Source organism: Amycolatopsis sp. NPDC049253 (genome assembly GCF_040678995.1).
GTDB lineage: Bacteria > Actinomycetota > Actinomycetes > Mycobacteriales > Pseudonocardiaceae > Amycolatopsis.
This window is the reverse complement of the sequence record NZ_JBFAQX010000007.1, coordinates 79,544-105,912: the sequence shown is the minus strand read 5'-3', so window position 1 is coordinate 105,912 and position 26,369 is coordinate 79,544. Positions and strand designations below refer to the sequence as shown.

Genomic DNA, 26,369 nt, shown 5'->3' with positions numbered 1-26,369 from the left:
GAGTCTTGCGTCGTGTGTGTATACCTGGAGTATATCTGTGTGGCGGAAGGCGGCGGAATGAGCGAGTGGCTCGAAGTGTCCACTGTGGAAGGACGACGGCTGACCGGCGGCACCGCGTTCGTCCGTGAGAGGGAGCGCGCCGCGCACGGGCCCGGGTGCGAGATCCGGTACCCGGCCGGCGTCGGGTCGCCCGTGCACAGCCACGATCACGACAGCGTCAGCTACGTGCTCGAAGTCGGCTGACCGGTGTGGTCGGGGGTGTGCCGGGGGAGCTCGGCCCCGGTGACACCGTGGTGCACCCGCGTGGAGCCGAGCACCAGGTGACGACCATTGTGGACAGTCGCTGGCTCGAGTTCAAAGCGCCGCTGCCGAAAAGGCCGCCCTGGCATGAAAAAGGCCCGGCAGGGAAATGCCGGGCCTTTTCACGGAGCGAATACTCAGACGTCGAGCTCCGCCAGGGCCGCCTTGGCGGCTTCCAGCTCGGCCTCGAGCTGCGCGACCTTCGCGGCCTGCGCCTCGCGGGCCTGGTTGATGACCTCGTCGATCGGGCCCGACAGGTCCTGGTGCAGCTCCTTCGCCGCGCGCGAGACGGCGGCGGCCGGGATCTCCAGGCCCTTCGCGACCCACTTGCTGCCGTTCTTGAGCTCGGCCTGCCACTCGCCGTCGGCCGTGCCGGTGACGGTGAGCGTGAGCTCCACGGTGCGGGTCTTCTTCGCAGTGGACGCGGGAGCGGCCTTCGGGCGGCCGCGCTTCGGCTTCGGCGCCTCTTCGGCGGCCGGGGGGGCGGCCGCGTCCGAATCGGAAGACGACGCAGGTGAGGCAGTGGTCTCAGTGGGCTCGGTGACCTCCGGGGCCTCGGCGGCCTGCGCCGAGGCAGGTGCTGCCTCGGTCGTCGCCGCTTCGGCCGCGGTGTCCTCGTCGTGCGTCAAGGCTTCCACGGTCATTCGTGTCGTCTCCTTGCCCGGGTCTGGGGTGGGTACAGCGGCACATCTTAGAACATGCGTTCGATGTCCGCCATTTGGGGTAGTCAGCAGGAAGGGGCGCTCCCGGCCGGGAGCGCCCCTTCCTCACGAGCAGAATCTACCGCGCGGCGCCTACTCCTCCTTGCCCGACTGCAGGCCGGAGGAGATCAGGTCCATGACCGACGAGTCCGCGAGTGTCGTGACGTCGCCGATCGCCCGGTTCTCCGCGACGTCGCGCAGCAGGCGGCGCATGATCTTGCCCGAGCGCGTCTTCGGCAGCTCCGGCACGACCATGATTTGGCGCGGCTTCGCGATCGGGCCGATCTCCTTCGCGACGTGGTTGCGCAGCTCCTGCACGGCCTCGTCGCCACCGTCGACGGCGTTGCCCCGCAGGATCACGAACGCCACGATGCCCTGCCCGGTCGTCGGGTCGGTCGCGCCGACCACGGCCGCCTCGGCCACCGTCGGGTGCGAGACCAGCGCCGACTCGACCTCGGTGGTCGAGATGCGGTGGCCCGACACGTTCATCACGTCGTCGACGCGGCCGAGCAACCAGATGTCACCGTCGGCGTCGTACTTGGCGCCGTCGCCCGCGAAGTAGAAGCCCTGGTCGGCGAAGCGCGACCAGTACGTCTCGCGGAAGCGCTCCTCATCGCCCCACACGCCGCGCAGCATGCCCGGCCACGGCTTGTCGAGCACGAGGTAGCCGCCGCCTCCGTGGGGAACCTGGTGGCCCTGGTCGTCCACGACCTTCGCCGAGATGCCCGGCAGCGCGCGCTGGGCCGAACCCGGCTTGGTGGAGGTGACGCCCGGCAGCGGCGAGATCATGATCCCGCCGGTCTCGGTCTGCCACCACGTGTCGACGATCGGCGCCTTGTTCGCGCCGATGGTCTCGCGGTACCAGATCCACGCCTCGGGGTTGATCGGCTCGCCGACGCTGCCGAGCACCCGCAGCGACGTGAGGTCGTACTTCGCCGGGATCTCCGCGCCCCACTTCATGAACGTGCGGATCAGCGTCGGCGCGGTGTAGTAGATGGAGACCTTGTACTTCTGCACGATCTCCCAGTGCCGGCCCTCGTGCGGGGTGTTCGGCGTGCCTTCGTACACGACCTGCGTGACGCGGTTGGCCAGTGGCCCGTAGACGATGTAGCTGTGGCCGGTGATCCAGCCGATGTCGGCCGTGCACCAGTACACGTCCTCGCCCGGCTTGTGGTCGAACACGTTGTGGTGCGTGTACGCAGCTTGCGTGAGGTAGCCGCCGGAGGTGTGCAGGATGCCCTTCGGGCGCCCGGTGGTGCCGGAGGTGTAGAGGATGAACAGCGGGTGCTCGCTGTCGAACGCCTCGGGCGTGTGCTCGGCCGGCTGCCCGTCGACGAGCTCGTGCCACCACAGGTCGCGCCCGTCGGTCCACGGCACCTCGCCGGCAAGGTCGCTGCCGGTGCGGCGGACCACGATGACCTTCTCCACGGTCTCGGCACCCTCGAGCGCCTCGTCCACATTGGCCTTCATCGCGGCGGCCTTGCCGCGGCGGTACTGGCCGTCGGAGGTGATCACGATCTTCGCCGCCGCGTCGTCCACGCGGGCGCGCAGCGCGGTCGGGGAGAAGCCGCCGAAGACCACGCTGTGCAGCGCGCCGATGCGGGCGCACGCGAGCATCGCGAAGATCGCCTCGGGCACCATCTGCAGCTGGATCGCCACGACGTCGCCGGCGGTCACGCCGAGCGAGACCAGGGCGTTGGCGGCCTTGGAGACCTCGTCCTTCAGCTGCGCGTAGGTGATGTCACGGGTGTCGCCGGGCTCACCGACCCAGTGGATGGCGACCTGGTCGCCGTGGCCGGACTCGACGTGCCGGTCGACGCAGTTGTAGGCGACGTTGAGCTTGCCGCCGACGAACCACTTCGCGAACGGCGCATTGGTCCAGTCCAGTACCTGGGTCCACTTCGTGTCCCAGCTCAGGCGCTCGGCCTGCTCGGCCCAGAACTGCTCCCGGTCCGCGTCCGCCTTCTCGTACGTGTCGGCCTTGGCGTTGGCCTGAGCGGCGAACTCGTCGCTCGGTGGGAAGGTGCGGCTCTCGGTGAGCAGGTTGTCCAGCGCTGGGGACTGCTCGGTCATGGTGCAAGGCCTCCTGTAGTGCGAACCCGCGGCTCACGGCACGCTAGCGACGTTAGTCCGCCCAGGACAAGGATGCAGCCGTGTGGGCGCGCCCTCAGGTGAGGCGGGCCGGCAGCCGGGCGCGTGCGCCGGGCCATTCAGCTTCCGTCATCGAGTACACCACCGTGTCGCGCGACGTGCCGTCCGGACGGATCCGGTGGGCCCGCAGCACCCCCTCGCGCAGCGCGCCGAGCCGCTCGATGGCGCGTTGCGAACGCAGGTTGCGGCTGTCGGTCTCCCATGCCACGCGCTGGGCGCCGAGCACCTCGAAAGCGTTGCGCAGCAACAGGAACTTGGCCTCGGTGTTGAGCCCGGTGCGCTGCCAGCGGGGGCTGATCCAGGTGTGCCCGATCGAGAGGATCCGGTGCTTCGCCACGATCTGGTAGTACGACGTGGTGCCGGCGACGAGGCCCGTGGCGACGTCGATCTGCGCCCACGCGCGGCGGTCGGGATCGGCCGTGGCGGCCTCGACGAATCGCTCGGCGTCTTCCGGGTTCTCGAACTGCCGGACGCTCAGCCAAGCCCAGATCGCGGGATCCTGGCCGGCCTCGAAGAGGCCCTTCGCGTGGTCCGGGCCGAGGGGCTCGAGGCGCACGTGGGTGCCGGACAGGGTCGGGTGGTCGTTCCAGTCGCTCACGAGACCCAAGCTACGGCGTCAAGTGGTCGTGTCAGATAGCCATTTCTCGATCATTTCTCCAGGCCACTCCCCGGTTGCTTATGCTCGCGGGAACGATCGAGGAGAGGCATGGGCATGGCTGAAGACGGCGCGGCGCGGGAAGAGCTCACCTGGGAGTTGTTCGGCACCGCCAGCAGGGAGCTCGCCGAGCAGGTCGCCGCCGACGGCTTCGAGCCCGACCTCATCCTCTCCATCGCTCGCGGCGGGCTCTTCGTCGCCGGCGCGCTGGGCTACGCGCTGGACGTGAAGAACCTGCACGTGATGAACGTGGAGTTCTACACCGGCGTCGACCAGCGTCTCGACCTGCCGGTGATGCTGCCGCCCGTGCCGAACGTCGTGGACCTGAGCAACAAGAGGGTGCTCGTCGCCGACGACGTGGCCGACACCGGTGCCACGCTCAAGCTCGTGCGCGACTTCTGCGCCGACCACGTGGCCGACGTGCGCTGCGCTGTGATCTACGAGAAGCCGCATTCCACGGTCACCAGCGAGTACGTGTGGCGCCGCACCGACCGCTGGATCAACTTCCCGTGGTCGGTCCTGCCGCCGGTCGTCAAGCGCGCCGGGCAGGTGCTCGACGCATGAGCGACCCGCTCAAGCCGCTGCTGGAGCTCGACGGCGTCGCCGCCGCGGCCAAGGCGGCGCAGGACGCGGTGTTCGCCGTGCACCGCCTGCCCGCCAACTTGCGCGGCGGCGCGGAGACGGCCGCCGAGGCGTCGGTGCGCGCTGCGCGAGCGTCGGCCGGCATCGACGGCGCGAACCCGGAGCTGCCCGCCGACGGCGCGGTCGCCGACCCCCTGCTCGCCGGCGCCCTGCGCGTGGCCGAGTCGTTGGAACCGCTGCTGCCCACCTGGCGGCGCGCGCCGCTGCAGGCGCTGGCGAAGCTGCACGTCCTGGCCGCGGCCGACGTCGTCGACGATCCCGACGCGCTCGGCCGGCCCCGTGCCGGTGGCGAGCGCCTGGAGCTGCTGGCCCAGCTCGTCACGGGGGCGACGTCCGTGCCCGGGGCGGTGCTCACGGCCGTGGTGCACGGAGAGCTGCTGGCCCTGCGCCCGTTCGGCTCGGCCGACGGCGTGGTCGCCCGCGCGGCGGCGCGCCTGTCGATGATCGCGACGGGCCTGGACCCGAAGGCACTGACCGTGCCGGAAGTGGCGTTCTTCCGGCGCGTGCCGAAGTACGTCGAACTCGCTTCCGGCTTCGCCGCCGGGACGGCGGACGGGGTGCGGGAGTGGCTGCTGTTCTGCTGTGAGGCGTTCGAAGCGGGTGCGCGGGAGGCGCGCGGCATTTCGTCCGCCGCCGGTTAGGGGTGTGGTCCGGCCACACTGGATCTTGCCGGGCTGTGGTGGTCGGACACATGGTCGGCGAGGTGGGTGAGACCTAACCTCGTAGCCCATGACCAGTGGGGTACGTCACAGCTCACCAGGCGCCCTTGATGGCCGCGTTGCCTTGGTGACCGGTGGCGCGAGCGGAATCGGGCTCGCCTGTGTCCGGGCGTTGGCGGCGGCCGGCGCGAAGGTGCACGTCGTCGACCTCGACGCGCGTGGTGCCGAAGCGGCCGCGGCCGAGATCGGTGGCTGGGCGCACGTCGGTGACCTCACCGACCCCGCCGTGATCGACGCGTTGCCGGACGAGCTGGACGTGCTCGTCAACAACGCCGGGTTCCAGCACGTGGCCGCGCTGCCCGAGTTCCCGCCCGAGCAGTTCGCGCGGATCCAGGCGCTCATGGTGACGGCGCCGTTCCTGCTGATCCGCCGGTCGCTGCCGGCGATGTACGCGCGCGGCTGGGGCCGGATCGTCAACGTCTCAAGCGTCCACGGCCTGCGCGCCAGCCCGTTCAAAGCCGCGTACGTCACGGCGAAGCACGCGCTCGAGGGACTGTCCAAAGTGGCCGCTCTCGAAGGCGCGGAGCACGGCGTGACGTCCAACTGCGTCAACCCCGGCTACGTGCGCACGCCGCTCGTCACCGGCCAGATCGACGCGCAGGCCGCCGAACACGGCCTCGACGCCGACGAGGTCGTGGAGCAGGTGCTGCTGCGGCGCGCGGCCATCAAACGGCTCATCGAACCGGCGGACGTCGCCGACCTCGTGGTGTGGCTGTGCGGCGAGCACGCCGGGCACGTCACGGGCGCGTCGCTGCCCCTCGACGGCGGCTGGTCGGCCGCCTGAAACCCCGTCCCCACAACGAAGTGGAGTCTGCAGTGACAACACCAACCCGGGCCGGCCTGCTGCGCGTGGTCGGCGCGAGCCTGATCGGCACCACCGTGGAGTGGTACGACTTCTTCCTCTACACCTCGGCCGCCGCGCTCGTGTTCAACAAGCTGTTCTTCCCGAACGCCGACCCGCTCACCGGCACGCTGCTCGCGCTGCTGACCTACGCGGTCGGTTTCCTGGCGCGGCCCATCGGCGGGCTGGTGTTCGGCCACTTCGGCGACCGCATCGGGCGCAAGCGCCTGCTCGTGGTGAGCCTGGTGATGATGGGTGGCTCGACGTTCCTCATGGGCGTGCTGCCCACGTACGGCGCGGTCGGCGTCCTCGCCCCGATCCTGCTGACGCTGCTGCGGCTCGTGCAGGGCTTCGCGCTCGGTGGCGAGTGGGGCGGCGCGGTGCTGCTCGTGTCCGAACACGGTGACGACCGGCGGCGCGGCTTCTGGGCGTCGTGGCCGCAGACCGGCGTGCCGGCCGGGAACCTGCTGGCCACGGCGGTGCTGGCGATCCTCGCGGCGGTGCAGTCCGACGCGACGTTCAACTCGTGGGGCTGGCGGATCCCGTTCCTGCTGTCGGGCGTGCTCGTGGCGATCGGGTTGTGGGTGCGGCTGGCGGTCGCGGAGTCGCCGGTGTTCCTGGCCGCGAAGGCCGCGGCGGGGGAGGAGGAAGCCACGCCGATCGTGGACGTCTTCCGCGGGCACCTGCGCGGACTGGTCGTGACGTTCGGGGCGCGGCTGGCGGAGAACGTGTCGTACTACGTGATCACGGCGTTCATCCTCGTCTACGTCACCACCGGGCTCGGCCTGCCGAAGGCGACAGGGCTCACGGCGGTGCTGGTCGCCTCGGCCGTGCACTTCGTGACGATTCCCTTGTGGGGCTTGCTCTCCGACAAGGTCGGGCGCAAGCCGGTGTACTTGTTCGGCGTGGTCGGCATGGCCGCGTGGGCGTTCGGCTTCTTCTGGCTGCTGGACCTGCGCACGACGGGCGCGGTGATCGGCGCGGCGACGATCGGGCTCGTGGTGCACGGCGCGATGTACGGGCCGCAGGCCGCGTTCTTCGCCGAGCAGTTCCCCACGCGCGTGCGCTACACCGGCCTTTCGGTGGGCGGCCAGCTGTCGTCGATCGCGGCGGGCGCGATCGCGCCGATCATCGCCGTCGCCCTGTTCCAGGCGTACCACTCGACGGTGCCGGTTTCGGTCTACGTCGCCGCGATGTGCGTGCTGTCGGTGCTGGCCCTGCTCGGCGCGCGGGAAACGCGCGGCGAGTCGCTGCACGAGTCCGAGACTGCCGCCGCGAGGCCTTCAGTGACAGCATGACCTGTGTGGATCCCTACCGCCGGTTGCTCGAGCTGCTCGCCGCCGGGGCGAGCAGCGAGCAGCTGGCGCACGCCGCCAGGGAGTCCGGCGCCGATGCGACCGAGCTCGCGCTGCGCGTCCGCGAGACGCTCACCGAGCATCAGCGGCGGGAAGCCGAGCTCACGGCGTTGTTCGACACCGCGAGCGACCTCGCGCGGCTGCGTGACCCGGACGCGGTGCTGCGCTCGATCGTGCGGCGGGCTCGAACGCTCCTCGGCGTCGACGTGTCGTACCTGAGCCTGAACGACGAAGCCGCCGGCAAGACCTACATCCGCGTCACGGACGGCTCGGTTTCCGCGTTGTTCCAGCAGATCGTGCTCGGCATGGGCGAGGGGCTCGGTGGGCTCGTGGCCCAGACCGCGCGGCCGTACGCGACGGCGGACTACTTCGCCGACGCGCGCTTCCGCCACACCTCGCCGATCGACACGGGCGTGCTGGAGGAGGGCCTCACGGCGATCCTCGGTGTGCCGCTGGCCATCGGCGGCAAGGTGCTGGGCGTGCTCTACGCGTCGGACCGTGGGCCGCGCGAGTTCTCGACGGCGGAGGTCGCGCTGCTGTCGTCGCTGGCCAACCACGCGGCGATCGCCCTGGACAGCGCCCACCTGCTCGACGAGACGCGCCGCTCGGCCGCCGAGCTCAACGCCGTGAACGCGACCATGCGCCGCGCCGACGAGGCCCACGACCGCCTGATGGACCTCGTGCTCCGTGGCGGTGACCTGCCGGAGGTCGCCGCGGAGGTGGCGGGCGTGCTGCGGGGCGAGATCGCCGTGCACGACGCTTCCGGTGACTTGCTGGCCGGCTCGGCGCTGCCGTTCGACGCGCCGGCGGTGGCTGCCTCACGCGGCAGCGGGCGCGCGGAGTCCACATCGGACACGTGGGTGTGCGCGGTGCGGGCCGGCCAGGAGCTGCTGGGCAGCCTGACACTGGCGGGCCGGCCGGAGCTGGCGGGGGCGGACCGGCGGTTGTTCGAGCGCGCGGCCGTGGTGACGGCGTTGCTGCTGATGCTGCGCCGGTCCGTGGCGCAGGCCGAGGACGAGGTGCGCGGCGAGCTGCTCACCGACCTGCTCACGGCGCCCGCGCGCAACCCGGCGTCGCTGACGGCCCGCGCGCGGCGGCTGGGTGTCGACTTGTCGGCGCCGCACGTGGTGCTCGTCGCCCACGCGCCCGGGATCTCCCGCCGTGGCCTCGCGTCGGCGTGCGCGCGGTACGGCGACCTGGTGGGTGTGCACGCGGAGCAGGTGGTCGCCCTCGCGCCGGAGGGTGTCGCGGCGCCCAGGGTGGCTCGTGAGCTACAGTCCGTTGTGGACTGTCCGGTGACGGTCGGTGCCGCCGGCCCCGCGAAGGGTCCCGCCGCGCTCGCCCACGCGTACGCCGAGGCCGTCCGCTGCGTGAGCACCCTGCTCGCGTTGGGCCGCGAAGGCGACGGCGCGGCGATGGCCGAGCTGGGCTTCCTCGGCGTACTGCTGGGCCGCCACGCCGACCTGCCCGCCTACGTCACGGCCACGCTCGGCCCGGTCCTGGACTACGACTCCCGCCGCGGCACGGACCTCGTCGGCACGCTGCGCGCGTACTTCGCGGCCGGCGGGAACCTGGCGCGCGCCAAGGATGAGCTGCACGTCCACGTGAACACGGTGGTGCAGCGCCTGGACCGCGTCTCCGCGCTGCTGGGCGACGACTGGCGCGAGCCGGAACGCGCGTTGGAGATCCAGCTCGCGCTGCGCGTCCACCGGCTGAGCTGAGCGTCAATCCGCGGTGGTCAGGCGCGCCGACCACTTCTCCTCGATGCGCCCGAACCGCCACACGGCCAGCGCGACCGCCCAGGTGAGGATGAACAGCGCGACGATCGCGAACCCGACGTAGTCGAGGTTCACGGCGGCGATCGCGGCGAGCGGGCCGTGGGTGATGCCGAGCTTCTCGGCGAGGATCGACACGAGCTCGATCGTGCCGATGACCAGCGCGACGGCCACGGACAGCGCCGTGACGGTGATGTTGTAGTAGATCTTGCGGATCGGCCGTGAGAACGCCCAGCCGTAGGCGAAGTTCATGAACACGCCGTCGGCGGCGTCGAACAGGCTCATTCCCGCGGCGAAGAGCACGGGCAGCACGAGGATCGCGTACCAGGGCAGGGCGAACGCCGCCGCGCCGGCCGCGAGGACCAGCAGGCCGATCTCCGTGGCGGTGTCGAAGCCGAGTCCGAAGAGGACACCCACGGGGTAGATGTGCCACGGTTTCCGCACGGCCTTCGTCGCGCCGCGCAGCAGGCGGTTCATGAAGCCGCGCTTGTCGAGCTGACGTTCCAGTGCGGCTTCGTCGAGCTCGCCGCGGCGCATCCGCGCGAACACCCGGATGATCCCGACGAGTGCGACGAGGTTGATGATCGCGATGAGGTAGAGGAAAACGCCGGAGACGGACGTACCGATCAGCCCGGTGGTCTGGTGCAGCGCCGACCCGTCGTCTTCGAGCTGCCCGGCGACCGCACGCACACCCAGCGACAGCAGCAGGCACAACCCGAACACGATCGTCGAGTGGCCCAGCGAGAACCAGAACCCGACCGACAGCGGTCGCTGGCCCTCCGACATCAGCTTGCGCGTGGTGTTGTCGATCGCCGCGATGTGGTCCGCGTCGAACGCGTGGCGCATGCCGAGCGTGAACGCCGTGACCCCCAGCCCGATCCCGAACACACCCGACGCACCCAGGTCGTAGTGGTGCGGCGCGATGAACAGCACGAGCACACCCCAGCCCACGAGGTTCAGCAGCAGGATCACCGCCGCCATCCCGGAGAGCGACCCCCACTCCCGCCTCGACAGCGGCTGCCTCGCGCGGGTCGGTTCAGTCACCCCGGTCATCGACACCCGCCCTCCTCGCAGACAACACCTGAGAGGTTAGGCAGGTGAACAGGTGAACCGCAATAAGCGCAGGTTCACAAAAGAGCCCCTCACCAGGAGATGAGGGGCTCTTGCCCGATTTACGTCATGGGCGCCTGGCGACTGCTCTGCCACCACGCGAGATCGCGCCGGCTTCTGAGCGATGTGCTCGGCCTCTCGGGCCGAGCACATCGGGAGGGAAGAAGCCGGCTTGAGGCGATCTCGCGCGCCTCGGCGGAGCCGAGGCCGAAGACACAGCTCAGCCCGCGCGCAGGTGCAGCGAGTCGAGGGCCTTCCGCACGTGGCCCCCGCTGGCCGCGAGCGCCGCCGCGGAGTGTTCGACGTCGGAGCCCGACAGCAGGTGCACGAGGGCCGTCTTGAGGTCGCCGCCGGCCTCGGTGAGGGCGTCGGAGCAGTCGGCCATGGTCAGGCCCGTGGCTTCCTGCAGGATGCGGATCGTGCGGCCGCGCAGCTTCGCGTTCGTGGCCCGCATGCTGACCATCAGGTTCGAGTACGTCTTCCCCAGCTTGATCATCGCGGCCGTGGAGAACGCCGTGAGGATCAGCTTCTGCGCCGTGCCCGCCTTCATGCGGGTGGAGCCGGCGATCACCTCCGGGCCGGTGGCCACGGCGATGAGCACGTCGACGCCGGCCGGCTTCGCCGCGCGCGGGTTGGCCGAGACCAGCCCCGTGTGCGCGCCGAGGCGGCTCGACGCCTCGAGCGCGCCGAGCACGAACGGCGTGCGCCCGGAGGCGGCGAGGCCGAGCACGAAGTCGCCCGGCTGCACCACGGCAGCGAGCTCGGCGGCGCCGGCCTCGTCGTCGTCCTCGGCGTTCTCGACCGCCTGCCGCAGGGCCTTCTCGCCGCCCGCGTGGTGCGCGACGAAGAGGTCCGGCGGCACGTTGAACGTCGGCACGAGCTCCGCCGCGTCCAGCGTCGCCAGGCGGCCCGACGTGCCCGCCCCGACGTAGTGCACGCGGCCGCCGCCCCGCAGGGCTTCCACGGCGTAGTCGACCGCACGCGCCAGCTGCGGTAGCACCGCGGCCACCGCGTCGGGCACCCGGCGGTCCTCGGCGTTGATGGCGCTGAGGATCCCCATGGTGGACATCAGGTCGATGTCCACCGTGCGAGGGTTGCGCTGCTCGGTCGGCGAATCGACGTGTACCGCCTGCGTGGGGACGGACATCATGCGCCTCGTTTCTCGGTTCACTTACCGGTTTCCCGCGGACGGCGGCGACCGTCGGGCCTGACCCCGAGCCGGTGCGAGCCGACCGCGTCCCTCGTGGCGTCCAGCGCGTGGACGGAGGCGTCCATGTGGCGCTGCGCGACCCCGATGAACAGGCAGTCGATCACGGTGAGCTGCGCGATGCGGCTGGCCGTGGCCCCGGAACGGAAGGTGGTTTCCCGCGCGGCCGTGGTGAGCACGTGGTCGGCGACCTCCGTGATCGGCGAACGCGGGAAGTTCGTGACGGCGACGGTGACCGCGCCGTGCTCGCGGGCGACGCGCAGCGCCTCCACGGTGTCGGTGGTCGCGCCTGTGTGGGAGACGCCGATGGCGACGTCGCCGGGGCTGAGCACCGCGGCCGAGGTGAGCATGATGTGCGTGTCGGACCACGAGAAGCTCACGCGGCCGATGCGGTGCAGCTTCTGCTGCAGGTCGGCGGCCACGAAGGCACTGGCGCCGACGCCGTAGACGTCCACGCGGCCGGCCTCGGCCACGAGGTCGATCACGCGCTGCATGGTCGCGACGTCGAGCTGGTCGGCCGTCTCCTCGACGGCGCGCGCGTCGGCGAAGCTGACCTTGCCGATCACGGCCGCGAGGTCGTCGTCCGGAGCGATCTCGCCACCGAGGTTGCGCGTGGTTCTGGCCTCGGTGCGCGCGGTGTCCGCAGCCAGCGCGATGCGCAGCTGCGGGTATCCGCCGACGCCGACGGCCTTGCAGAACCGCGTGACCGTGGTCTCGCTGGTGCTGGCGGCGAGGGCGACCTCGGTGATGCTCCGGCGTGCTACCGAAGCGGGGTCCTCCAGCACGACCTTCGCCACGCGCTGCTCGGCGCGGGCGAGCCCGGGCAGCAGCGAGCGGATGCGGACCAGCGGGCTCGCATCGGCGTCACGCACAGTGGTCTGAGCTGGGGTTTGCTCGGACGGTGCCGGGATGGTTACGGAATCGGCATCGTCCACCGTCGGAAAGTTACTAACCGTTGGCATTTGCGACAAGGCTACCCACATCCTTCGGCAGGATCGCAACCCGTCCGTGTCTGCGGACTTCGTTTTGCGATTAATCGTTGACCAGAAAGTCGCTAACCAGGTCGACCTTGTTAACGAGCTCAAGCTAACGACTTGGCAACTTAGTGTCGCCCCGCAAAAGGCTTCGGATCGCTGAGTGGGAGGGCCAGTTCGGCGCTGCGCGACAGCCCGGTCACCGAGCGCTCAAAATCCACCCCGTCGCGGTGAGTGCCGACGGATTCCGCTCACCATCGAGAACTGCCCGGCCGCGTTCGGTGACTTTCACACCGTCGACAGAAACCCCGCGTCCGGTGTAACTCGCGTCAGTGTTGTAACGCCAGCGCAGGGTTGTAACGCCTGAGGCCGGTACTTCTGCCGTCACGCGCCACCAGGCACGGTGTCCGTGCCCTGAGAGCGACGTCACCTGTCCGGGGGGTGCTCCTGGTCCGTTTGCACGAACCGCGACTGGTTGCCAATTGACGCCGTCGGAGGACGATTCCAGCTGAAGTGGATCAGTCGGACCTTCCGTATCCACGAAAGCGTAGAAGGAGACCTGCAGCGGACCGCCGGATCGCGGTGTCAAGGGCTGCGTACTCAGCGTAGCCGTCGACTTGTCGCCGAGGCCCGCGAACCACGCGTCGCGGCCCTGCGCGGGCTTCACCGCCATGGCTTGGGCCAGCGAAGTGGCCCAGACCTGGCGGGCCGTGTTGATGGAGCCCCAGTTCCGACTCGGGTGCACTCGGTTGGTCAGCAACAACGCGAACGACCGCGATTCCGGGTCGATGACCAGCGTCGTCCCGGTGAAACCGGTGTGGCCGGCCGTCACCGGTGAGGAAAGCGCACCCATGTACCAGGGCTGGTCGAGCTCGAACCCGAGGCCGTGGGCGTCGTCGGGGAAGCGCTGGTTGTAGTTGGTCAGCATCGTCTCGACGGTGTCCGGACGCAGGATGCGCTTGCCCCGGTAGGTGCCGCCGTTGAGGATCGTCTGGCAGAGGATCGCCAGGTCGCTCGCGGTGGAGAACACGCCGGCGTGCCCGGCGACGCCGCCGAGGGACCACGCGTTCTCGTCGTGCACCTGGCCGCGCACGAGCCCGCGCGGCGGGTCGGTCTCGTACTCGGTGGCGGCGATGCGGTTCAGCTTCGACGCGGGCGGGTTGTAACCGGTGTCGACCATGCCCAGCGGCGCGGTGATGCGGTCGTGCACCACCTTGTCCAGCGTCTGCCCGGTGAGCTTCTCGATGACGAAGCCGAGGGTGAGCATGTTGAGGTCGGAGTAGAGGTAGGTCGTGCCCGGCGCGTTCTTCAGCGGGCTGTCGAGCACGGCCTTGCGGCGCGACGGGATGTCGGAGTAGCCCTGCCACAGCGACGGCGCGGGGTCGGCGTCGAAGCCCGACGTGTGCGTGAGCAGCTGCTCGATCGTCACCGCTTCCTTGCCGTTCACGCCGAACTCGGGCAGGTAGCGCACGACCGGTGCGTTGACGTCGAGCTTGCCCTGCTCCACCAGCTGCAGCGCGGCGATCGAGGTGAACAGCTTGGAGACCGACGCCATGTCGAAGATCGTGTCGTCGCGCATCGGGACCTGCTGGTCCGTCGGCAGCTCGGTGCCCGCGGCGTCGGCGTACCGCAGCGCGCCGCCGACGGCGTAGCGGTCGACGACCACGCCGTCGTGGGCGAGCAGGCCGACCGCGCCGGAGAAGTGCGGGTGGCCCGACGCGTCGGGCTGGGTCCAGCTCGCCAGGAACTGCTCGGCGGATTTGATGGGGCCGGCGTCGAGCCCGACGTCGGACGGCTTGCCCTCGCGCAACGTCGTCGACGGCGCCGCAAAGCCGTGTCGCACCACGTCGAAGCGCCCGGCGAGCGGGTCGTGCTGCGTTGTGGTGGCGATGGCGGAGGCTCCTGTGATCGACGTGGCCGCGACCAGCACGGCCATCGCCATGCTCGTCGCGGCGAGCACCTTCCTAGCACGCATGACCGCTCTCCTCAGCGATAGATCAGGTAGGGCCGGCGTTGGCGGTCGAAGGCGGCGAGCTCGGCGCGCCAGGCGCCGGTGACCTCGTCGACCCCGGCGCCGGCGTCGATCATGGTGCGCAGCCGGTCGGAACCGGACAGCAAGTCGATGGCGTGGTCGGGCCGCCAGCCGAACGTCTGCGGCGCGACCTGCTTCGCGGTCACGAGCATCGCGACGGCGGTGGTGATCGCGTCGAACGCCTGGGGGTCGGTCACGGTGAGCTGCACGCCGCCGCAGGTCTCGTTCACGAACTTGCTGAACGTGGGGACGAAGTACGTCTCACGGAAGCGCGCGCCCGGCAGGTCGAGGGCTTCGAGTTCGTCGCGCCAGTGCCAATCGACGCCCGGCGCACCGATGATCTCGAAGGGCCGCGTGGTGCCGCGGCCTTCCGCGAAGAGCGTGCCTTCGAACAGGCAGGTGCCGGGGTAGACGATCGCGGTGTCGGGCGTCGGCATGTTGGGGCTGGGCATGACCCAGTCGAGACCGGTTTCGGCGAAGAGCATGTCCCGCCGCCAGCCGCGGACCTCGACGACGTCGAGTTTCACCGGCTTCACGCCTTCGCCGGGCAGGAACTCGGTGTTGAACAGGCGCGCCAGCTCGCCGACGGTCATGCCGTGCTGCTGCGCGATCGGCTTGCGGCCGACGCCGGACGCGAACTTCGGGTCGAGCACCGGGCCGGCGAGGCGGCCGCCGATCGGGTTCGGCCGGTCGAGCACCACGAAGGCCGCGCCGACCTTCGCCGCCGCGACCATCGCCGTGTAGAGCGACCAGATGTAGGTGTAGAAGCGGGCGCCGACGTCGGCGATGTCGAACACGACGGTGTCGAGGCCGGCCTTGGTGAACAGCGTGGCGAGCTTCGCCGCGTCGGCGCCGTACGCGTCGTACACGGGGATGCCGGTGCGCGGGTCGGTGTAGTCGCCTTCGGAACCGCCGGCCTGCGCGCTGCCGCGGAAGCCGTGCTCGGGGCCGAAGGCGGCGACCGGCTTCACGCCGGCGGCGACCATGTCGTCGACGATGTGGTCGCCGCTCGCGAGCACGCCCGTCGGGTTGGACAGCACGCCGAGCTTGCGTCCGGCGAGCGGACGCCAGTGCTGGGCGGCGAGTTGTTCGGCTCCGGTCAGCACTTTGTGGTGCCGGCTCGGTTGCCCTGCCGGTGTTGCGTGCGCGACGGCCGAGCCGCCGGCGAGCACCGGTACGGCGAGTGCGGGGACGGCGAGGAACTTCCTGCGGTTGACGTTCACCAGCTCAGTCCGTGTCCGAAGGGGTGCTTGACGGTGTTCACGTCGGCGCCCGCGGGGACGTCGACGGGCAGCTTGCCACTCGGCTTCGTCTCGCCGAGCACGACCTTCGCCAGCGCCTCGAGCGACGGCGTGATGTAGCCGTAGGTGGCCAGCCACGTGGGCACGGGGTTGGCGTACCCGGCGTCGTACGGGATCTGCGCGGCGACCGCGACCACCGGCTTGCCGGTGTCCATCAGCGCCTGCAAAAGCTTGTTCTGCAAGGGAAATCCGCCGAGGTTGTTCGTGAGAACCACGACGAGGTCGGTCTTCGCGGCGGCCGCGGCGGCCTGCGCGATGAGATTGTCGGACGGGGTTTGCCCGGTCTGCAACGCCGTCGCCTGGGTGCCGTGGGCGGTGAGGCGGTCGGCGAGCGTCTGCGTGCTGGCCACGCCCCAGCCGGTGACGAGCGCGGTGGCGGGCTTCTGCTTGAGCGGCAGCACGCCCGCGTCGTTGGCGATCGCGGTGATCGAACGGTCGGCGATGCCCTGCGCGGTGGCGAGGTGCGCCGGCGTGCCTACCTTCTTCGCGACGAGCGCCGGGTTGTCGAACGGCGAGGTGAGAATGCCGCGCTTGAGCTTCAGCTTGAGCACGCGCAGCACGCTCTGGTCGATCCGCTGCATCGGCAGGTCGCCGGACTTCACGGCGGAGATCACGGAGTTGATCGCGAGGTCGAGGTGCACCGGCATGAGCAGCTGGTCGATGCCCGCTTTCAGTGCCAGCACGGGGATTTCGGCATCGCTGTGGAGCTCGCGCACGCCCTGCATCTCCAGCGCGTCGGTGATCACCACGCCGTCGTAACCCAGCTCGTTGCGCAGCTTGCCGGTGATGATCGGCTTCGACAGGGTGGCCGGCTCGCCCGACGGGTCGAGGCTCGGGAACTGGATGTGGGCGCTCATGATCGAGTCGATGCCCGCGGCGATGGCGGCCTTGAACGGCGGCACGTCGATCTTGCGCCACTCGTCCTCGGTGCGGTCGATGCGCGGCAGCCCGGTGTGGCTGTCGGTGGCGGCGTCGCCGTGGCCGGGGAAGTGTTTTGCCGTGGAGGAAACGGTTTCGAAGGCCGGCCCGGAGTTCTGGTAGCCCTTGACCTCGGCCGTCACGAACTGGCTCGCGAGCCCGGGCTGCCCGGCGAACGACCGCACGCCGATCACCGGGTTGGCCGGGTTGGAGTTCACGTCGGAGTCGGGCGCGAAGTCCTGGTTGATGCCGACGGCGCGCAGCTCGTGGCCGATGATCGTGGCGGCCTGCGTCGCGCTGTCGGTGCTGCGGCCGGCGGCGATGGCCATGGAGTTGGGGAACTCCGTGGCGGGAGCGCCCATCCGGGTGACGGTGCCGCCCTCCTGGTCGGTGCCGATCTGCAACGGGATGTGGGCGCCGCTGGAGATCGCGGCCTGCTGGAGGCCGTTGGACAGCTTCGCGACCTGGGTCGGGGTGTCGAAGTTGTCGCGGGTGTCGTTGTTGAAGTAGATGACGCCGCCGAGGTGGTACTTGCGGACGACCTCGGCGGGGGTGTCGACGCCGAAGTCCGCCTGGTTCTTGGGGTTGACCTCATCGGCGGACTTGCCGTTCACCCACGTGACGAACAGCTGGCCCACCTTTTCCTCGAGGCTGAGGCCGTGGAGCGCCTGCTGGGCGGCGGCGTCGAGGGAGGTCATCGCCTTCGCGTCCGGCGTGCTGCCTGAAGCGGTCGCGCCGATTCCGGCGACGGCGAGGAGCCCCGCGAGGGGGACGGCGAGCGCATGGATCCTCCGCGGGCGCGTGCGCGCGAGTCGGGTCGTCACGAAAGGGCCTCCCAGTGTCGTGCGCCGCCGGTGGTGAGAAGTCCACCTGGCAGCGCCGGTATCGGGAAGCTACTCACCGGCTCGAGCGTTGTCCATCGGCCGAGCGCAGGAACATGGGGGTTGTGCTGCAGCTTTCGAGAAAACAGCTCTCGAGAAAACAGCGTTTGAGAGAACACCGTGGGGTGGAAACACTGGCGGCGCCCGTCGGCCGAAGCCGGCGGGCGCCGCCTGCAAGCGCGGAACATCTCGGGCGACCAAGCGTGCAACTCTGGTCGTACCTTCATGGACTCGGCGTCCGGCGTCCCGGTACGCAGTCCCTAGACGACGAGCCTCCCGCGGCGCGCTGCGCGTGGGTACCCGGAGTCCGCGCACGGAGGTTGCCCGGGGTGACAGAGGCTTCTCTTCTACCTCTGCCCTGGCCGGCTCAACGTCCGCACTTACTTTCTACGCCGTGAGCCCGGTCACTTCAAGAGTGTGGACGGGTGCACCGGCAAAAGAGGCTCGATCCGGTGATGCACACACCCTGAGCAACGGCCGATTCCGCTCTGCGCTTGAGAAAACCGGTCGCGGTACCGCCGTGTGGGTGCCTAGCTCGGAGGCGTTCGGAACCGTCGGCGACGACTCAGGCTGTACCAGGTGGCGCCCGCCGCGACGGCGCCCACGCCGAGCGCGACCATGCCCGCGGACCGAGCGGGGATCCGGCTGCGCAGAGACATCGGGCGTTCGAACGCGAGGATCGGCCAGCCGCGTTCGCCGGCTTCGCGGCGCAGGAGCTTGTCGGGGTTCACCGCGTGGGGGTTGCCGACGGTCTCCAAGAGCGGGATGTCGGTGCTCGAATCGGTGTAGGCGAAGCACTCGGCGAGGTCGTACCCGTACGTCGCGGCGAGCTGCTTCGCAGCGACGGCCTTGTTGTCGCCGTAGCAGTAGAAGTCGATTTCGCCGTTGTAGCGGCCGTCGATGACACCCATGCGTGTGGCGACGCAGCGCGTGGCGCCGAGCATCGCGGCGACGGGTGCGGCGACCTCTTCACCGGTGGCGGAGAGGACGACGACGTCGTGGCCGTCGGCGAGGTGGCGGTTGATGAGATCGGTGGCCTCGACGTACACGAGGGGGTCCACCACGTCGTGCAGCGTTTCCCGCACGATCGCGGAAACCTGGGCGACATCCCAGCCGGCGCAGAGCTTCGAGACCTCGGCGCGCATGCGTTCGGTCTTGTCGGCGTCGGCGCCCGCGAGGGAGAAGACGAGTTGTGCGTACGCGCTACGCAAAGCGGCTCGGCGGTTGATCAGCCCTTCTCTGAGTAATGGTTTGCTGAACGCCAGCGCGCTGGAAGAAGCGATGATGGTCTTGTCGAGATCGAAGAACGCGGCGACGGCTCGCCGGGGTTCTTCGGGGTGGGATTCGCGCGGCGGCGCGGTGCTGGGTTCGGCCACGTGATCAGGATAGGAGAAGCGGCGCTCGCGTTCTCGCGTTGATCGAACACCGGCGCGCCCGTCCGGCGGAAAATCCATGACAGGACAGTGCATCCGGCTCTGGATGCCGTTATCGAATCGTAGGTGTCGCTCGCGGCCCCAATCGGTGCCCTGCCGAGTTACAGTGGGGGAACCCGGTGTCCAACCGGGCCGGTTCAGTCCGACCCCCCGGGGCTGAACCCACGGCGGCCCTCGTCCCTCCCCCCTGGCGAGGGCCGCCCTCTTTTCCCGGGTTAGCGCATTTTTTCCGCCGTGTTCGCGGATCGCCAGGATGTTTTTCGTGGCAATTACGAGATTGCCTGGAATTCCCCGGTTCCGGGGTGTTGGCGGGTTGCGCATTGTGCCTCATCGATCCGACCGGAACTCCGCGCCGAGGCGTTTCGGGTGGGAGTTGTCCACAAGCCCCGAGTTGTCCACAGGCTGCGCGGTTGCCCATTGCCGTCGTGTCCGGGCCGGGTGATCTTGGTGGGACCCGGTCCACGTGGCCCGGGTTCCGCTCCGCGAGGGGGAGGCTTTCATGAGAACCGCACGTCCACTCGTCGTCGCCGCCGACGGCGCGGTGCTCGACGAGATCCTGCGCGTCGCCGCGGTCGCCGGCTGTGAGCTCGACCGGGCACCGGATCTCGCGGCCGCGCGTCCACGCTGGACACGGGCGCCGCTGGTCGTGATCGACGAGGACTGCGCTGACGACCGTGTGCTCTTGCCGCGACGCGACGGCGTGGTGGTGGTGTCGAAAGGCGCGGTCGGCGTCGACTCCTGGCGCCGCGCGGCTCTTGTCGGCGCCAGGCGGGTCCTGTGCCTGCCCGACGACGAATCCGACCTGACGGTGGTTCTGGCCGACGTCGCCGACGCCCCCGCCGAAAACCCAGGGCCGATCCTCGCCTTCATCGGCGGCCGCGGCGGCGCGGGCGCTTCCGTGCTCGCCGCGGCCACGGCCGTCGAGGCGGACCGGGCCGGCCTCGCCCTGCTCGTCGACTGCGACCCGTTGGGCGGCGGCCTGGATCTCCCACTGGGCTTGGAAAACACCCCCGGTCACCGCTGGCCCGACGTCCGCCTGTCGGGCCGCGTCTCGCTGCCGTCGCTGGTCGACGCCCTCCCTCGCCGCGGCACCCTGCCCGTCCTGGCCTGCGGCCGGAGCGGTCCCGGTCCCGACCCGCGCGCGTTGTCCGCCGTCGTGACCGCCGGCCGCCGCTCGGGCCGCACCGTCGTCTGCGATCTGCCCCGCCACCTCGACGAGGGCGCTCTCGCCGTCGCCTCGCTCGCGGATCTGGTGGTCTTGGTCGTGCCGGTCGAATTCCGCGCCTGCATGGCCGCGCGGCAGGTCCTCGACCTCCTGACGCCCCACACCGACCGCCTCGCCATCGTCGCAAGTGGACCTCCCCACGCCGGCGCACCCCCTTCCCGCACCACGGCGCTCCTCGGCCCGCCTCTGCTCGCCACCCTGCCGCCCGAACGCCGCGTCGCCGCCACCCTCGAAACGGGCGAGTTCGACCTCCCACCCAAGGGCGCTCTGGCCACCGCAGCGCGCGCCGTCCTGGCCGAACTCCGCCCCTCCGCGGCCACCCTCCCCGCGGCGGCTTGACGTTTCCCCGCCTCACGGGTGTCCCGCGGAGGCTGTCCTCGCCGTGATTTCGGCCCTCGCTCGGGCAGCCGCTCACTGCGCGGCTCGCGCCTGCGGTCTTTTCCTTCGCCCCCAAACCCTTCGCCCTCCGACGCCTGGAGACCAGCCATGTCCACCCGTCCGAAGCCACCGGCATGACCACCGAATTCGTCGAGCGCGTCCGCAACCGGCTCGCCGGTGAGAGCCGCCTGGCAGACCCCGTCGCCGTCGCCGAGGCCGTCCGCGCGGAAGCCGGCGGCACCCTCAGCCACGACGCGGTCCTCGACGCCGTCCGCCAGGCCCACGACGAGTTCGTCGGCGCGGGCCCTCTCGCGCCGCTGCTGGAGGACCCCGCCGTCACCGACGTCCTCGTCACCGCGCCCGATCAGACCTGGACCGACGGCGAGTCCGGCCTGACCCGCACCGACGTCCGCTTCGCCGACGAAGAAGCCGTCCGCCGCCTGGCGCAGCGCCTCGCGCTCGCGGCGGGCCGGCGCCTCGACGACGCACAGCCCTATGTGGACGGTTGGCTTCCTGTTCCGGGCGGGCACGTCCGTGTCCACGCCGTCCTGCCGCCGATCGCGCCCAACGGCACCTGCCTGTCCCTGCGCGTCCTGCGCCCCGCGACGCACACGCTCGACACGCTGACCGCACTCGGCGTCGTCAACGAGGAAGGTGCCGACATCCTCCGCTCGATCATCACGCGCCGCCTCGCGTTCCTGGTCACGGGCGGCACCGGTGCCGGCAAGACGACCCTCCTCAGTGCACTCCTCGCCGAGGTCAGCCCCCGCGAGCGCATCGTCTGCGTCGAGGACGCCGGCGAACTCCGCCCCGCGCACCCGCAGTTCGTCAGCCTCGTCGCGCGCCCGGCCAACGTCGAAGGCGCCGGTGCCGTCGAGCTGCCCGAGCTCATCCGCCAGGCGCTGCGCATGCGCCCCGACCGCCTGGTGGTCGGCGAAGTCCGCGGCGCCGAAGTCTGCTCCCTGCTCAACGCCCTCAACACCGGCCACGACGGCGGCGCCTGCACCCTGCACGCCAACTCGCCTTCCGAGGTCCCCGCGCGCCTCGAAGCGCTCGCCTCTCTGGGTGGCCTCACCGGCGCCGCCCTCCACAGCCAGCTGGCCGCCGCGGTCCGCGTCGTCCTCCACCTCCGCCGCGACCCCACCGGCGCCCGCAGCCTCACCGAAATCGCGACCCTCCATCGCACCACCGTGACCACCCACACCACCCCCATCTGGCGCGACGGCCACTGGACCCCCTACCGCCCCCTCTTCGAGGAGGCGACCGCGTGATCGCCTACCGCCCCATTCCTCCGCAGCCCGTGCTCCGCCGCACCGCCCAGAGCTCATCGCTTCAGGGCTCTTCTTCCGCGGCTTCTCATGCCGAGCCTGGAGCTGTCTGTTGCCCTGCTGAGACATGCCGGGCCGCAGCGGCATCCTCGAGGGGCCGAACCTTCAACCGCGATTCATTTCCTCACCGTCGAGGAGGAGCCGCCATGAGGACTCGACGCCCCTTTCACACCCACCCGGCGTTCTTGGAGTGTCCCTCGCGCGCGCCCCGGTCCTCCTCTGCCGAGGAGGCGACCGCGTGATCACCGCCTGGCCGTTCCTCTGCTTCGGTACCGCGCTCCTCACCTGGCCCGCCCTGCCGACCCGTCTGCTGCCACCACCGCGGCGACGGCTCGCCATCCCCGCGCCGCCGCGCCAGGCCGTCTGGGTGCTGCCGACCCTCCTCGCCCTTCCTGTGGCCGGAGTCGGAGCCGCGGTGGCGGCCGCCCTGATCACCGTCGCGGCGAGGCAGGAATGGCGTAGCAGAAGGGAAACCACCGCGGCGCTCACCCGAGCCGAGCAGACCTCGGCTGCCCTCCGCACGATGGTCGCCGAGCTGCGGGCGGGGGCTCATCCCGTGCTCGCGGCCGAAGCAGCGGCCGACGCCGTCCCCGCGCTGGCCGGCGAGCTCACCAACCTGGCCACCGCCGCGAGACTCGACGGCGCACTCGAATCGCCGGAACTCCCGGAACTGGCCGCCGCCTGGACTCTCGCCCGCAGGCACGGCCTCCCCATGGCCGACACCCTCGACGCCACCCGCCGCGACGTCGATGCCGCCACCACGTTCGCCCGGCGGCTCCACGCCAAGATGGCCGGCCCGCGGATGAGCGCGACCGTGCTGACCGGCCTGCCCGTCCTCTGCCTCGCCATGGGCCAGGCCATCGGCGCCGAGCCCCTGACCGTCCTCACCCACACCGTCCTCGGGCAGCTGTTCCTGGTGGCGGGCGCCGCGCTGCTCTGGGCGGGCACCGCGTGGTCCCGAGCGCTCACCGGCCGGCGGGAGGTCCGATGACGCCGTACGTCCTCGCCGCGGTCGCGCTCCTCGTCTGGCCCAGCGCGCCGAAGCCGCGGACCCTCGTGCCACCGACCACCCGTCGACTGAGGTTGCCGAGCGTCCGTACGCGACACGCCCTCGCCGCGGCGGTGGCCGGAGCATCGGTGGCCGTGGTCGCCGGGGCAGCGGGCGGCGCACTCGCCGGCGCAGGAGCGTGGTGGCTCCTCCGCCGTTCCCGCCGACCCCAACCCCGCGACGACGTCACCGAACGTCTGAACTCCGCCGCCACCCTCGACCTCCTGGGCGCCTGCCTCCGCACGGGCCTGCCGGTGCCGACGGCTCTCGAAGCCGTCAGCGCCACGGCACCCGAGCACACGTCGACCGCCATGAAGGCCACCGCCAACCTCCTCGCCCTCGGCGCGGGACCGGCCGACGCCTGGGCCCACCTCAAAACCCGGCCCGGGTTCGAGGAACTGTCGGTCGCCGCGACCCGCACGGCCCGGTCCGGCGCCGCGCTGGCGGCGACGGCCGACGAAGTGTCCCGCCGCCTGCGCGACGGGATCGGCGTCGAGGCCGAGGAACGCGCGGAACGGGCCGGGGTCGCGCTCGCGCTGCCGGTGGGGCTCTGTTTCCTTCCCGCGTTCTTCGTGCTCGGCGTGCTGCCGGTGGTGCTCGGCCTGGCCGAGCGGATCGGGAGCGTGTTGTAGATGAATCCACAATGGACAGAAAGGACCGACCATGCACTTCCTCCCCGGAGACGAGGGCACCACCACGGCGGAGTACGCCATCGGCACGGTGGCCGCCGCGGCGTTCGCGCTCGCGCTGTTCGTGCTGCTCAGCGGCGACTCGATCAGCACGGCGCTGTCGGGTCTCGTGCAGCGCGCCCTCACGGTGGCGACCTGATGGCCGGCCGTCGCCGGGACGGCGGGATGGTCACGGTCGAAGCCGCCCTTTCGCTGGGCGCGCTCACGGCCGTGGTGGCTCTGCTGCTCGCCGGCCTCGCCGCGGTGCTCGGGCACATCCGGTGCCTCGACGCCGCCCGCGAAGCCGCGCGCCTGGCCGCCGCCGGACAGCCCGGTGCGGCCGAGGCCGTCGTGCAGACGATCGCGCCCCGCGGCGCGCGCCTCACCATCCGCCGGACCGGCGACGGCATCACCGCCGAGGTCACCACCGACACGCTCACCGGCTTCCACCTGGACGCCAGGGCCTACGCCGTCGCCGAACCCGGAGCACAGCAATGAAGAAGAACGACGACGGTGTCGCCACCGTGTGGACGGCCCTCGTGATCGCCGCGCTCGTCGGCCTAGCCGCGGCGGGCTGCTGCCTCGGGGCGGCGGTGGCAGCCCGGCACCGCGTCGAGGCCGCTGCTGACCTCGGCGCGTTGGCGGCGGCCGCGCACGCCGCCGACGGGCCCGCGCGGGCCTGCGACCGTGCTCGCGAGGTGGCCGACCACGAAGGTGCGGTCGTCACGGCTTGCCGCTGGCATGAGCGCGATGCCCTCGTCGAAGTGCGCGCGGCGAGCCCGCCCGTGCCCGGTTTGCCGCCGCCCTCGGCACGGGCCCGGGCCGGCCCCGTCGGCCTCTCGGAGTGACCCCCGCCACCGCTCGTCCACGAGCTGTCACGACGAATGGCGGTCACTGTTGATCATCGCCGGAGCAATCAGACGCGCTGTCTCGACGAGCGGCGAACAGCCACGAGCAGCGGTAGCTGACGCACGGCGAGCGGTAAAAACAGCTGCTCAGCGGCCTAAAAGACGTGGCGCGCCACCGCGGCCGCGAAGGGCGGCGAAGGTGCCAACCCGCGTGCTGAAGGGCCTCAGCGGGGGCTCAGCGGCCGATCATCGGCTGTCCGTTATCGGCCGAGCGGTGCACTACCGGGCGTTCATCGCCCAGTAACCACCGGTTGTCGCGCGGCTCTTCCGCGCAATGTGCAAATTGCCGTTTAGTGAGACGTGCGCCACCAACGGCCCCGACCCGGGTGGCGCGAAACCGGACCTTGAAGGCAGGAAAGCAATGTTGGACGCGAATTGGCCGGACAGCTGGCGGAGCGCCTTCCGCATCGAACTTCGTGCGGAGGCGATCGGCCTCGCCTGGCGCGGCTGGCCGGTGCTCCCGGGGGCGACCCCGGCGCCGATCACCGGAGAGGGCGACGACCTCACGTGGCGCCGGCCGGTGCCGGTGCGGGACGACTGGCGTGAGCTGGTCGGCACCCACGCCCACGAGGTCGCCACCTGGTTCTCCGACCGCACCCACAGCCTGCTCGTGGCCACGGGCACGGTCGTCGACGCCATCGAGGTCGACGACGAGCTCGGCAAGCGCGCCGCCCGTCTGCTGCGTGCCCTCGGGCACCCCGCGCCGATCGTCGCGATGCCCAACGGCCGCTGGCTCTTCCTCACCACGCCCGCCGACCGCATCCCGGCCGAGCTCGCCGAGCAGGCGTCCGTGCAGTGGCACGGTGCCGGCAGCTACATCCCGCTGCCGCCGTCGCCGTTCCAGCACGGTGTCGTGCACTGGCGCGTGAAGCCCGAGGTGTGCGGCTGGCAGCTGCCCGACCCGGCCGAGGTGCACGACGTGCTCATGCGCGCCCTCGCCGACGAGCACGCCCCGCTGCTCGCGGAGACCACCGCTGCCTGACCGGTTCCACCCCGGCAAGCAGCGTCGACAACTGAAGAGATTTCACGCACCACCGTGGCCGCACTGCTCCCCGTGCTGACGCAAAGCCCCAAGCACGGTATCCAGTACGGCCACCGCCCCTGCCTTGTCCAGTGGTTCGTTGCCGTTCCCGCACTTCGGCGACTGAACGCAGGACGGGCAGCCCGTCGGGCACTCGCAGGAGACGATCGCCTCCCGCGTTGCGGCCAGCCACGGGACAATCGCGGCATAACCGCGGTCGGCAAATCCCGCACCCCCGGGATGCCCATCGTGCACGAACACCGTTGCCTCCCCGGTGTCCTCGTGCCACGCGGTAGACACCCCGCCGATGTCCCAGCGGTCGCACGTAGCGAACAGCGGTAGCAGGCCGATCGCCGCGTGCTCGGCGGCATGCAGGGCACCGGGGACGCGCGCCGGAACCAATCCGGCGCCCCCCGGTGCTCTGCCAGCACCCCCGGTCCCCACCGGCGCCCCACCCTCGGCCTCGACCCGAGCGCCCCCGGCCCCCACCGGCGCGACGGCCCCGGCCCGAGCCGCAGCACCAGCCCCGCCCTCAGCACCCCCGGTCCCCGCCGCCTCCACGCTCTCGGCCCCGACCCGAGCGCCTCCGGTCCCCACCGGCGCGACGGTCGCTGTTGCAGCGTCGCCGGGAGCGTCTCCGGTTCCCGCCGGCGCTGCGTTCTCGGTGCCGACGTGAGCGCTTGCGGTGCCCGTCGGCGCGATGGTCGCTGTTGCAGCGTCGCCGGGAGCGTCTCCGGTTCCCGCCGGCGCTGCGTTCTCGGTGCCGACGTGAGCGCTTGCGGTGCCCGTCGGCGCGAA

At 71.1% G+C, this 26,369-nt stretch carries 25 protein-coding genes; 14 read left to right on the top strand and 11 right to left on the bottom strand.

What is annotated here, in order from left to right; genetic code table 11:
• The first annotated feature begins 57 nt into the window (after positions 1 to 57).
• Positions 58 to 243 carry a hypothetical protein gene (locus AB0K15_RS18195; RefSeq protein ID WP_364052000.1) on the top strand — a complete coding sequence of 62 codons (186 nt, stop codon included), beginning with the start codon at positions 58 to 60 and terminating at the stop codon, positions 241 to 243.
• Positions 244 to 437: 194 nt separating this feature from the next.
• Here the strand turns inward: AB0K15_RS18195 and AB0K15_RS18190 are convergent, their stop codons facing one another.
• The 3 genes from AB0K15_RS18190 to AB0K15_RS18180 all read right to left on the bottom strand — a co-directional run bounded on the left by AB0K15_RS18190 (position 438) and on the right by AB0K15_RS18180 (position 3,750).
• On the bottom strand, positions 438 to 944 hold the full coding sequence (locus AB0K15_RS18190; RefSeq protein ID WP_364051179.1) for a DUF6319 family protein: 507 nt from the start codon (positions 942 to 944) through the stop codon (positions 438 to 440).
• Positions 945 to 1,094: 150 nt separating this feature from the next.
• Positions 1,095 to 3,074: an acetate--CoA ligase gene (gene acs, locus AB0K15_RS18185; protein WP_364051176.1), complete on the bottom strand. Its 1,980-nt coding sequence runs from the start codon at positions 3,072 to 3,074 to the stop codon at positions 1,095 to 1,097.
• A gap of 94 nt (positions 3,075 to 3,168) precedes the next feature.
• Positions 3,169 to 3,750, bottom strand: coding sequence for a GNAT family protein (locus AB0K15_RS18180; RefSeq protein ID WP_364051173.1), 582 nt, complete (start codon positions 3,748 to 3,750; stop codon positions 3,169 to 3,171).
• Between the two features lie 114 nt (positions 3,751 to 3,864).
• On the opposite strand from AB0K15_RS18180, the gene AB0K15_RS18175 reads away from it, so the two are divergent.
• The 5 genes from AB0K15_RS18175 (at position 3,865) to AB0K15_RS18155 (ending at position 9,085) form a co-directional block, all read left to right on the top strand.
• A complete protein-coding gene (locus AB0K15_RS18175; protein ID WP_220244857.1) occupies positions 3,865 to 4,371 on the top strand; it encodes a phosphoribosyltransferase in 507 nt (168 codons plus the stop codon).
• Positions 4,368 to 5,090 (top strand): oxidoreductase, encoded by a 723-nt coding sequence (locus AB0K15_RS18170; protein WP_364051170.1) that lies wholly within the window; start codon positions 4,368 to 4,370, stop codon positions 5,088 to 5,090. Before AB0K15_RS18175 ends, AB0K15_RS18170 begins: the two co-directional genes overlap by 4 nt.
• Before the next feature lie 88 nt (positions 5,091 to 5,178).
• The gene (locus tag AB0K15_RS18165) at positions 5,179 to 5,952 is read left to right on the top strand and encodes a 3-hydroxybutyrate dehydrogenase (RefSeq protein ID WP_364051167.1); all 774 of its coding nucleotides are present in this window, start codon (positions 5,179 to 5,181) and stop codon (positions 5,950 to 5,952) included.
• Between the two features lie 32 nt (positions 5,953 to 5,984).
• Positions 5,985 to 7,307 (top strand): MFS transporter, encoded by a 1,323-nt coding sequence (locus tag AB0K15_RS18160; RefSeq protein ID WP_364051164.1) that lies wholly within the window; start codon positions 5,985 to 5,987, stop codon positions 7,305 to 7,307.
• Entirely contained in the window at positions 7,304 to 9,085 is a 1,782-nt protein-coding gene (locus tag AB0K15_RS18155; RefSeq protein ID WP_364051161.1) for a GAF domain-containing protein, read from the top strand. The genes AB0K15_RS18160 and AB0K15_RS18155 overlap by 4 nt, the downstream gene beginning before the upstream one ends.
• Before the next feature lie 3 nt (positions 9,086 to 9,088).
• Here AB0K15_RS18155 and AB0K15_RS18150 read toward each other — a convergent pair whose 3' ends face one another.
• The 7 genes from AB0K15_RS18150 to AB0K15_RS18120 form a co-directional block, all read right to left on the bottom strand.
• The gene (locus AB0K15_RS18150) at positions 9,089 to 10,192 is read right to left on the bottom strand and encodes a HoxN/HupN/NixA family nickel/cobalt transporter (protein ID WP_364051158.1); all 1,104 of its coding nucleotides are present in this window, start codon (positions 10,190 to 10,192) and stop codon (positions 9,089 to 9,091) included.
• A gap of 277 nt (positions 10,193 to 10,469) precedes the next feature.
• A complete protein-coding gene (gene murQ, locus AB0K15_RS18145; RefSeq protein WP_364051155.1) occupies positions 10,470 to 11,399 on the bottom strand; it encodes an N-acetylmuramic acid 6-phosphate etherase in 930 nt (309 codons plus the stop codon).
• 17 nt (positions 11,400 to 11,416) lie between these two features.
• Positions 11,417 to 12,418 (bottom strand): MurR/RpiR family transcriptional regulator, encoded by a 1,002-nt coding sequence (locus tag AB0K15_RS18140; protein WP_364051152.1) that lies wholly within the window; start codon positions 12,416 to 12,418, stop codon positions 11,417 to 11,419.
• Between the two features lie 211 nt (positions 12,419 to 12,629).
• A complete protein-coding gene (locus tag AB0K15_RS18135) occupies positions 12,630 to 14,405 on the bottom strand; it encodes a serine hydrolase domain-containing protein (protein ID WP_364051149.1) in 1,776 nt (591 codons plus the stop codon).
• Positions 14,406 to 14,416: 11 nt separating this feature from the next.
• The gene (locus tag AB0K15_RS18130; RefSeq protein ID WP_364051146.1) at positions 14,417 to 15,685 is read right to left on the bottom strand and encodes a DUF1343 domain-containing protein; all 1,269 of its coding nucleotides are present in this window, start codon (positions 15,683 to 15,685) and stop codon (positions 14,417 to 14,419) included.
• On the bottom strand, positions 15,682 to 17,505 hold the full coding sequence (locus AB0K15_RS18125; RefSeq protein WP_364051143.1) for a glycoside hydrolase family 3 N-terminal domain-containing protein: 1,824 nt from the start codon (positions 17,503 to 17,505) through the stop codon (positions 15,682 to 15,684). Before AB0K15_RS18125 ends, AB0K15_RS18130 begins: the two co-directional genes overlap by 4 nt.
• A gap of 587 nt (positions 17,506 to 18,092) precedes the next feature.
• Positions 18,093 to 18,938, bottom strand: a complete 846-nt coding sequence (locus AB0K15_RS18120; protein ID WP_364051140.1) for an HAD family hydrolase — start codon at positions 18,936 to 18,938, stop codon at positions 18,093 to 18,095.
• Positions 18,939 to 19,494: 556 nt separating this feature from the next.
• On the opposite strand from AB0K15_RS18120, the gene ssd reads away from it, so the two are divergent.
• From ssd to AB0K15_RS18080, 8 genes are all read left to right on the top strand, one after another.
• A complete protein-coding gene (gene ssd, locus AB0K15_RS18115) occupies positions 19,495 to 20,559 on the top strand; it encodes a septum site-determining protein Ssd (RefSeq protein WP_364051137.1) in 1,065 nt (354 codons plus the stop codon).
• 173 nt (positions 20,560 to 20,732) lie between these two features.
• Entirely contained in the window at positions 20,733 to 21,869 is a 1,137-nt protein-coding gene (locus AB0K15_RS18110; RefSeq protein ID WP_364051134.1) for a TadA family conjugal transfer-associated ATPase, read from the top strand.
• Positions 21,870 to 22,164: 295 nt separating this feature from the next.
• Positions 22,165 to 22,917, top strand: coding sequence for a type II secretion system F family protein (locus AB0K15_RS18105; protein WP_364051131.1), 753 nt, complete (start codon positions 22,165 to 22,167; stop codon positions 22,915 to 22,917).
• Complete coding sequence (locus tag AB0K15_RS18100) at positions 22,914 to 23,606, top strand: type II secretion system F family protein (RefSeq protein WP_364051128.1); 693 nt, start codon at positions 22,914 to 22,916, stop codon at positions 23,604 to 23,606. Before AB0K15_RS18105 ends, AB0K15_RS18100 begins: the two co-directional genes overlap by 4 nt.
• A gap of 31 nt (positions 23,607 to 23,637) precedes the next feature.
• On the top strand, positions 23,638 to 23,802 hold the full coding sequence (locus AB0K15_RS18095; RefSeq protein WP_220244842.1) for a DUF4244 domain-containing protein: 165 nt from the start codon (positions 23,638 to 23,640) through the stop codon (positions 23,800 to 23,802).
• Complete coding sequence (locus AB0K15_RS18090; protein ID WP_364051125.1) at positions 23,802 to 24,140, top strand: TadE family type IV pilus minor pilin; 339 nt, start codon at positions 23,802 to 23,804, stop codon at positions 24,138 to 24,140. Before AB0K15_RS18095 ends, AB0K15_RS18090 begins: the two co-directional genes overlap by 1 nt.
• Positions 24,137 to 24,490, top strand: coding sequence for an Rv3654c family TadE-like protein (locus AB0K15_RS18085; RefSeq protein WP_364051122.1), 354 nt, complete (start codon positions 24,137 to 24,139; stop codon positions 24,488 to 24,490). Before AB0K15_RS18090 ends, AB0K15_RS18085 begins: the two co-directional genes overlap by 4 nt.
• 421 nt (positions 24,491 to 24,911) lie before the next feature.
• Complete coding sequence (locus AB0K15_RS18080; RefSeq protein WP_364051119.1) at positions 24,912 to 25,532, top strand: bifunctional DNA primase/polymerase; 621 nt, start codon at positions 24,912 to 24,914, stop codon at positions 25,530 to 25,532.
• A gap of 42 nt (positions 25,533 to 25,574) precedes the next feature.
• Here AB0K15_RS18080 and AB0K15_RS18075 read toward each other — a convergent pair.
• Positions 25,575 to 26,369, bottom strand: a 795-nt coding sequence (locus AB0K15_RS18075) for a Zn-binding domain-containing protein (RefSeq protein WP_364051116.1), incomplete at its 5' end; no start/stop codon positions are given.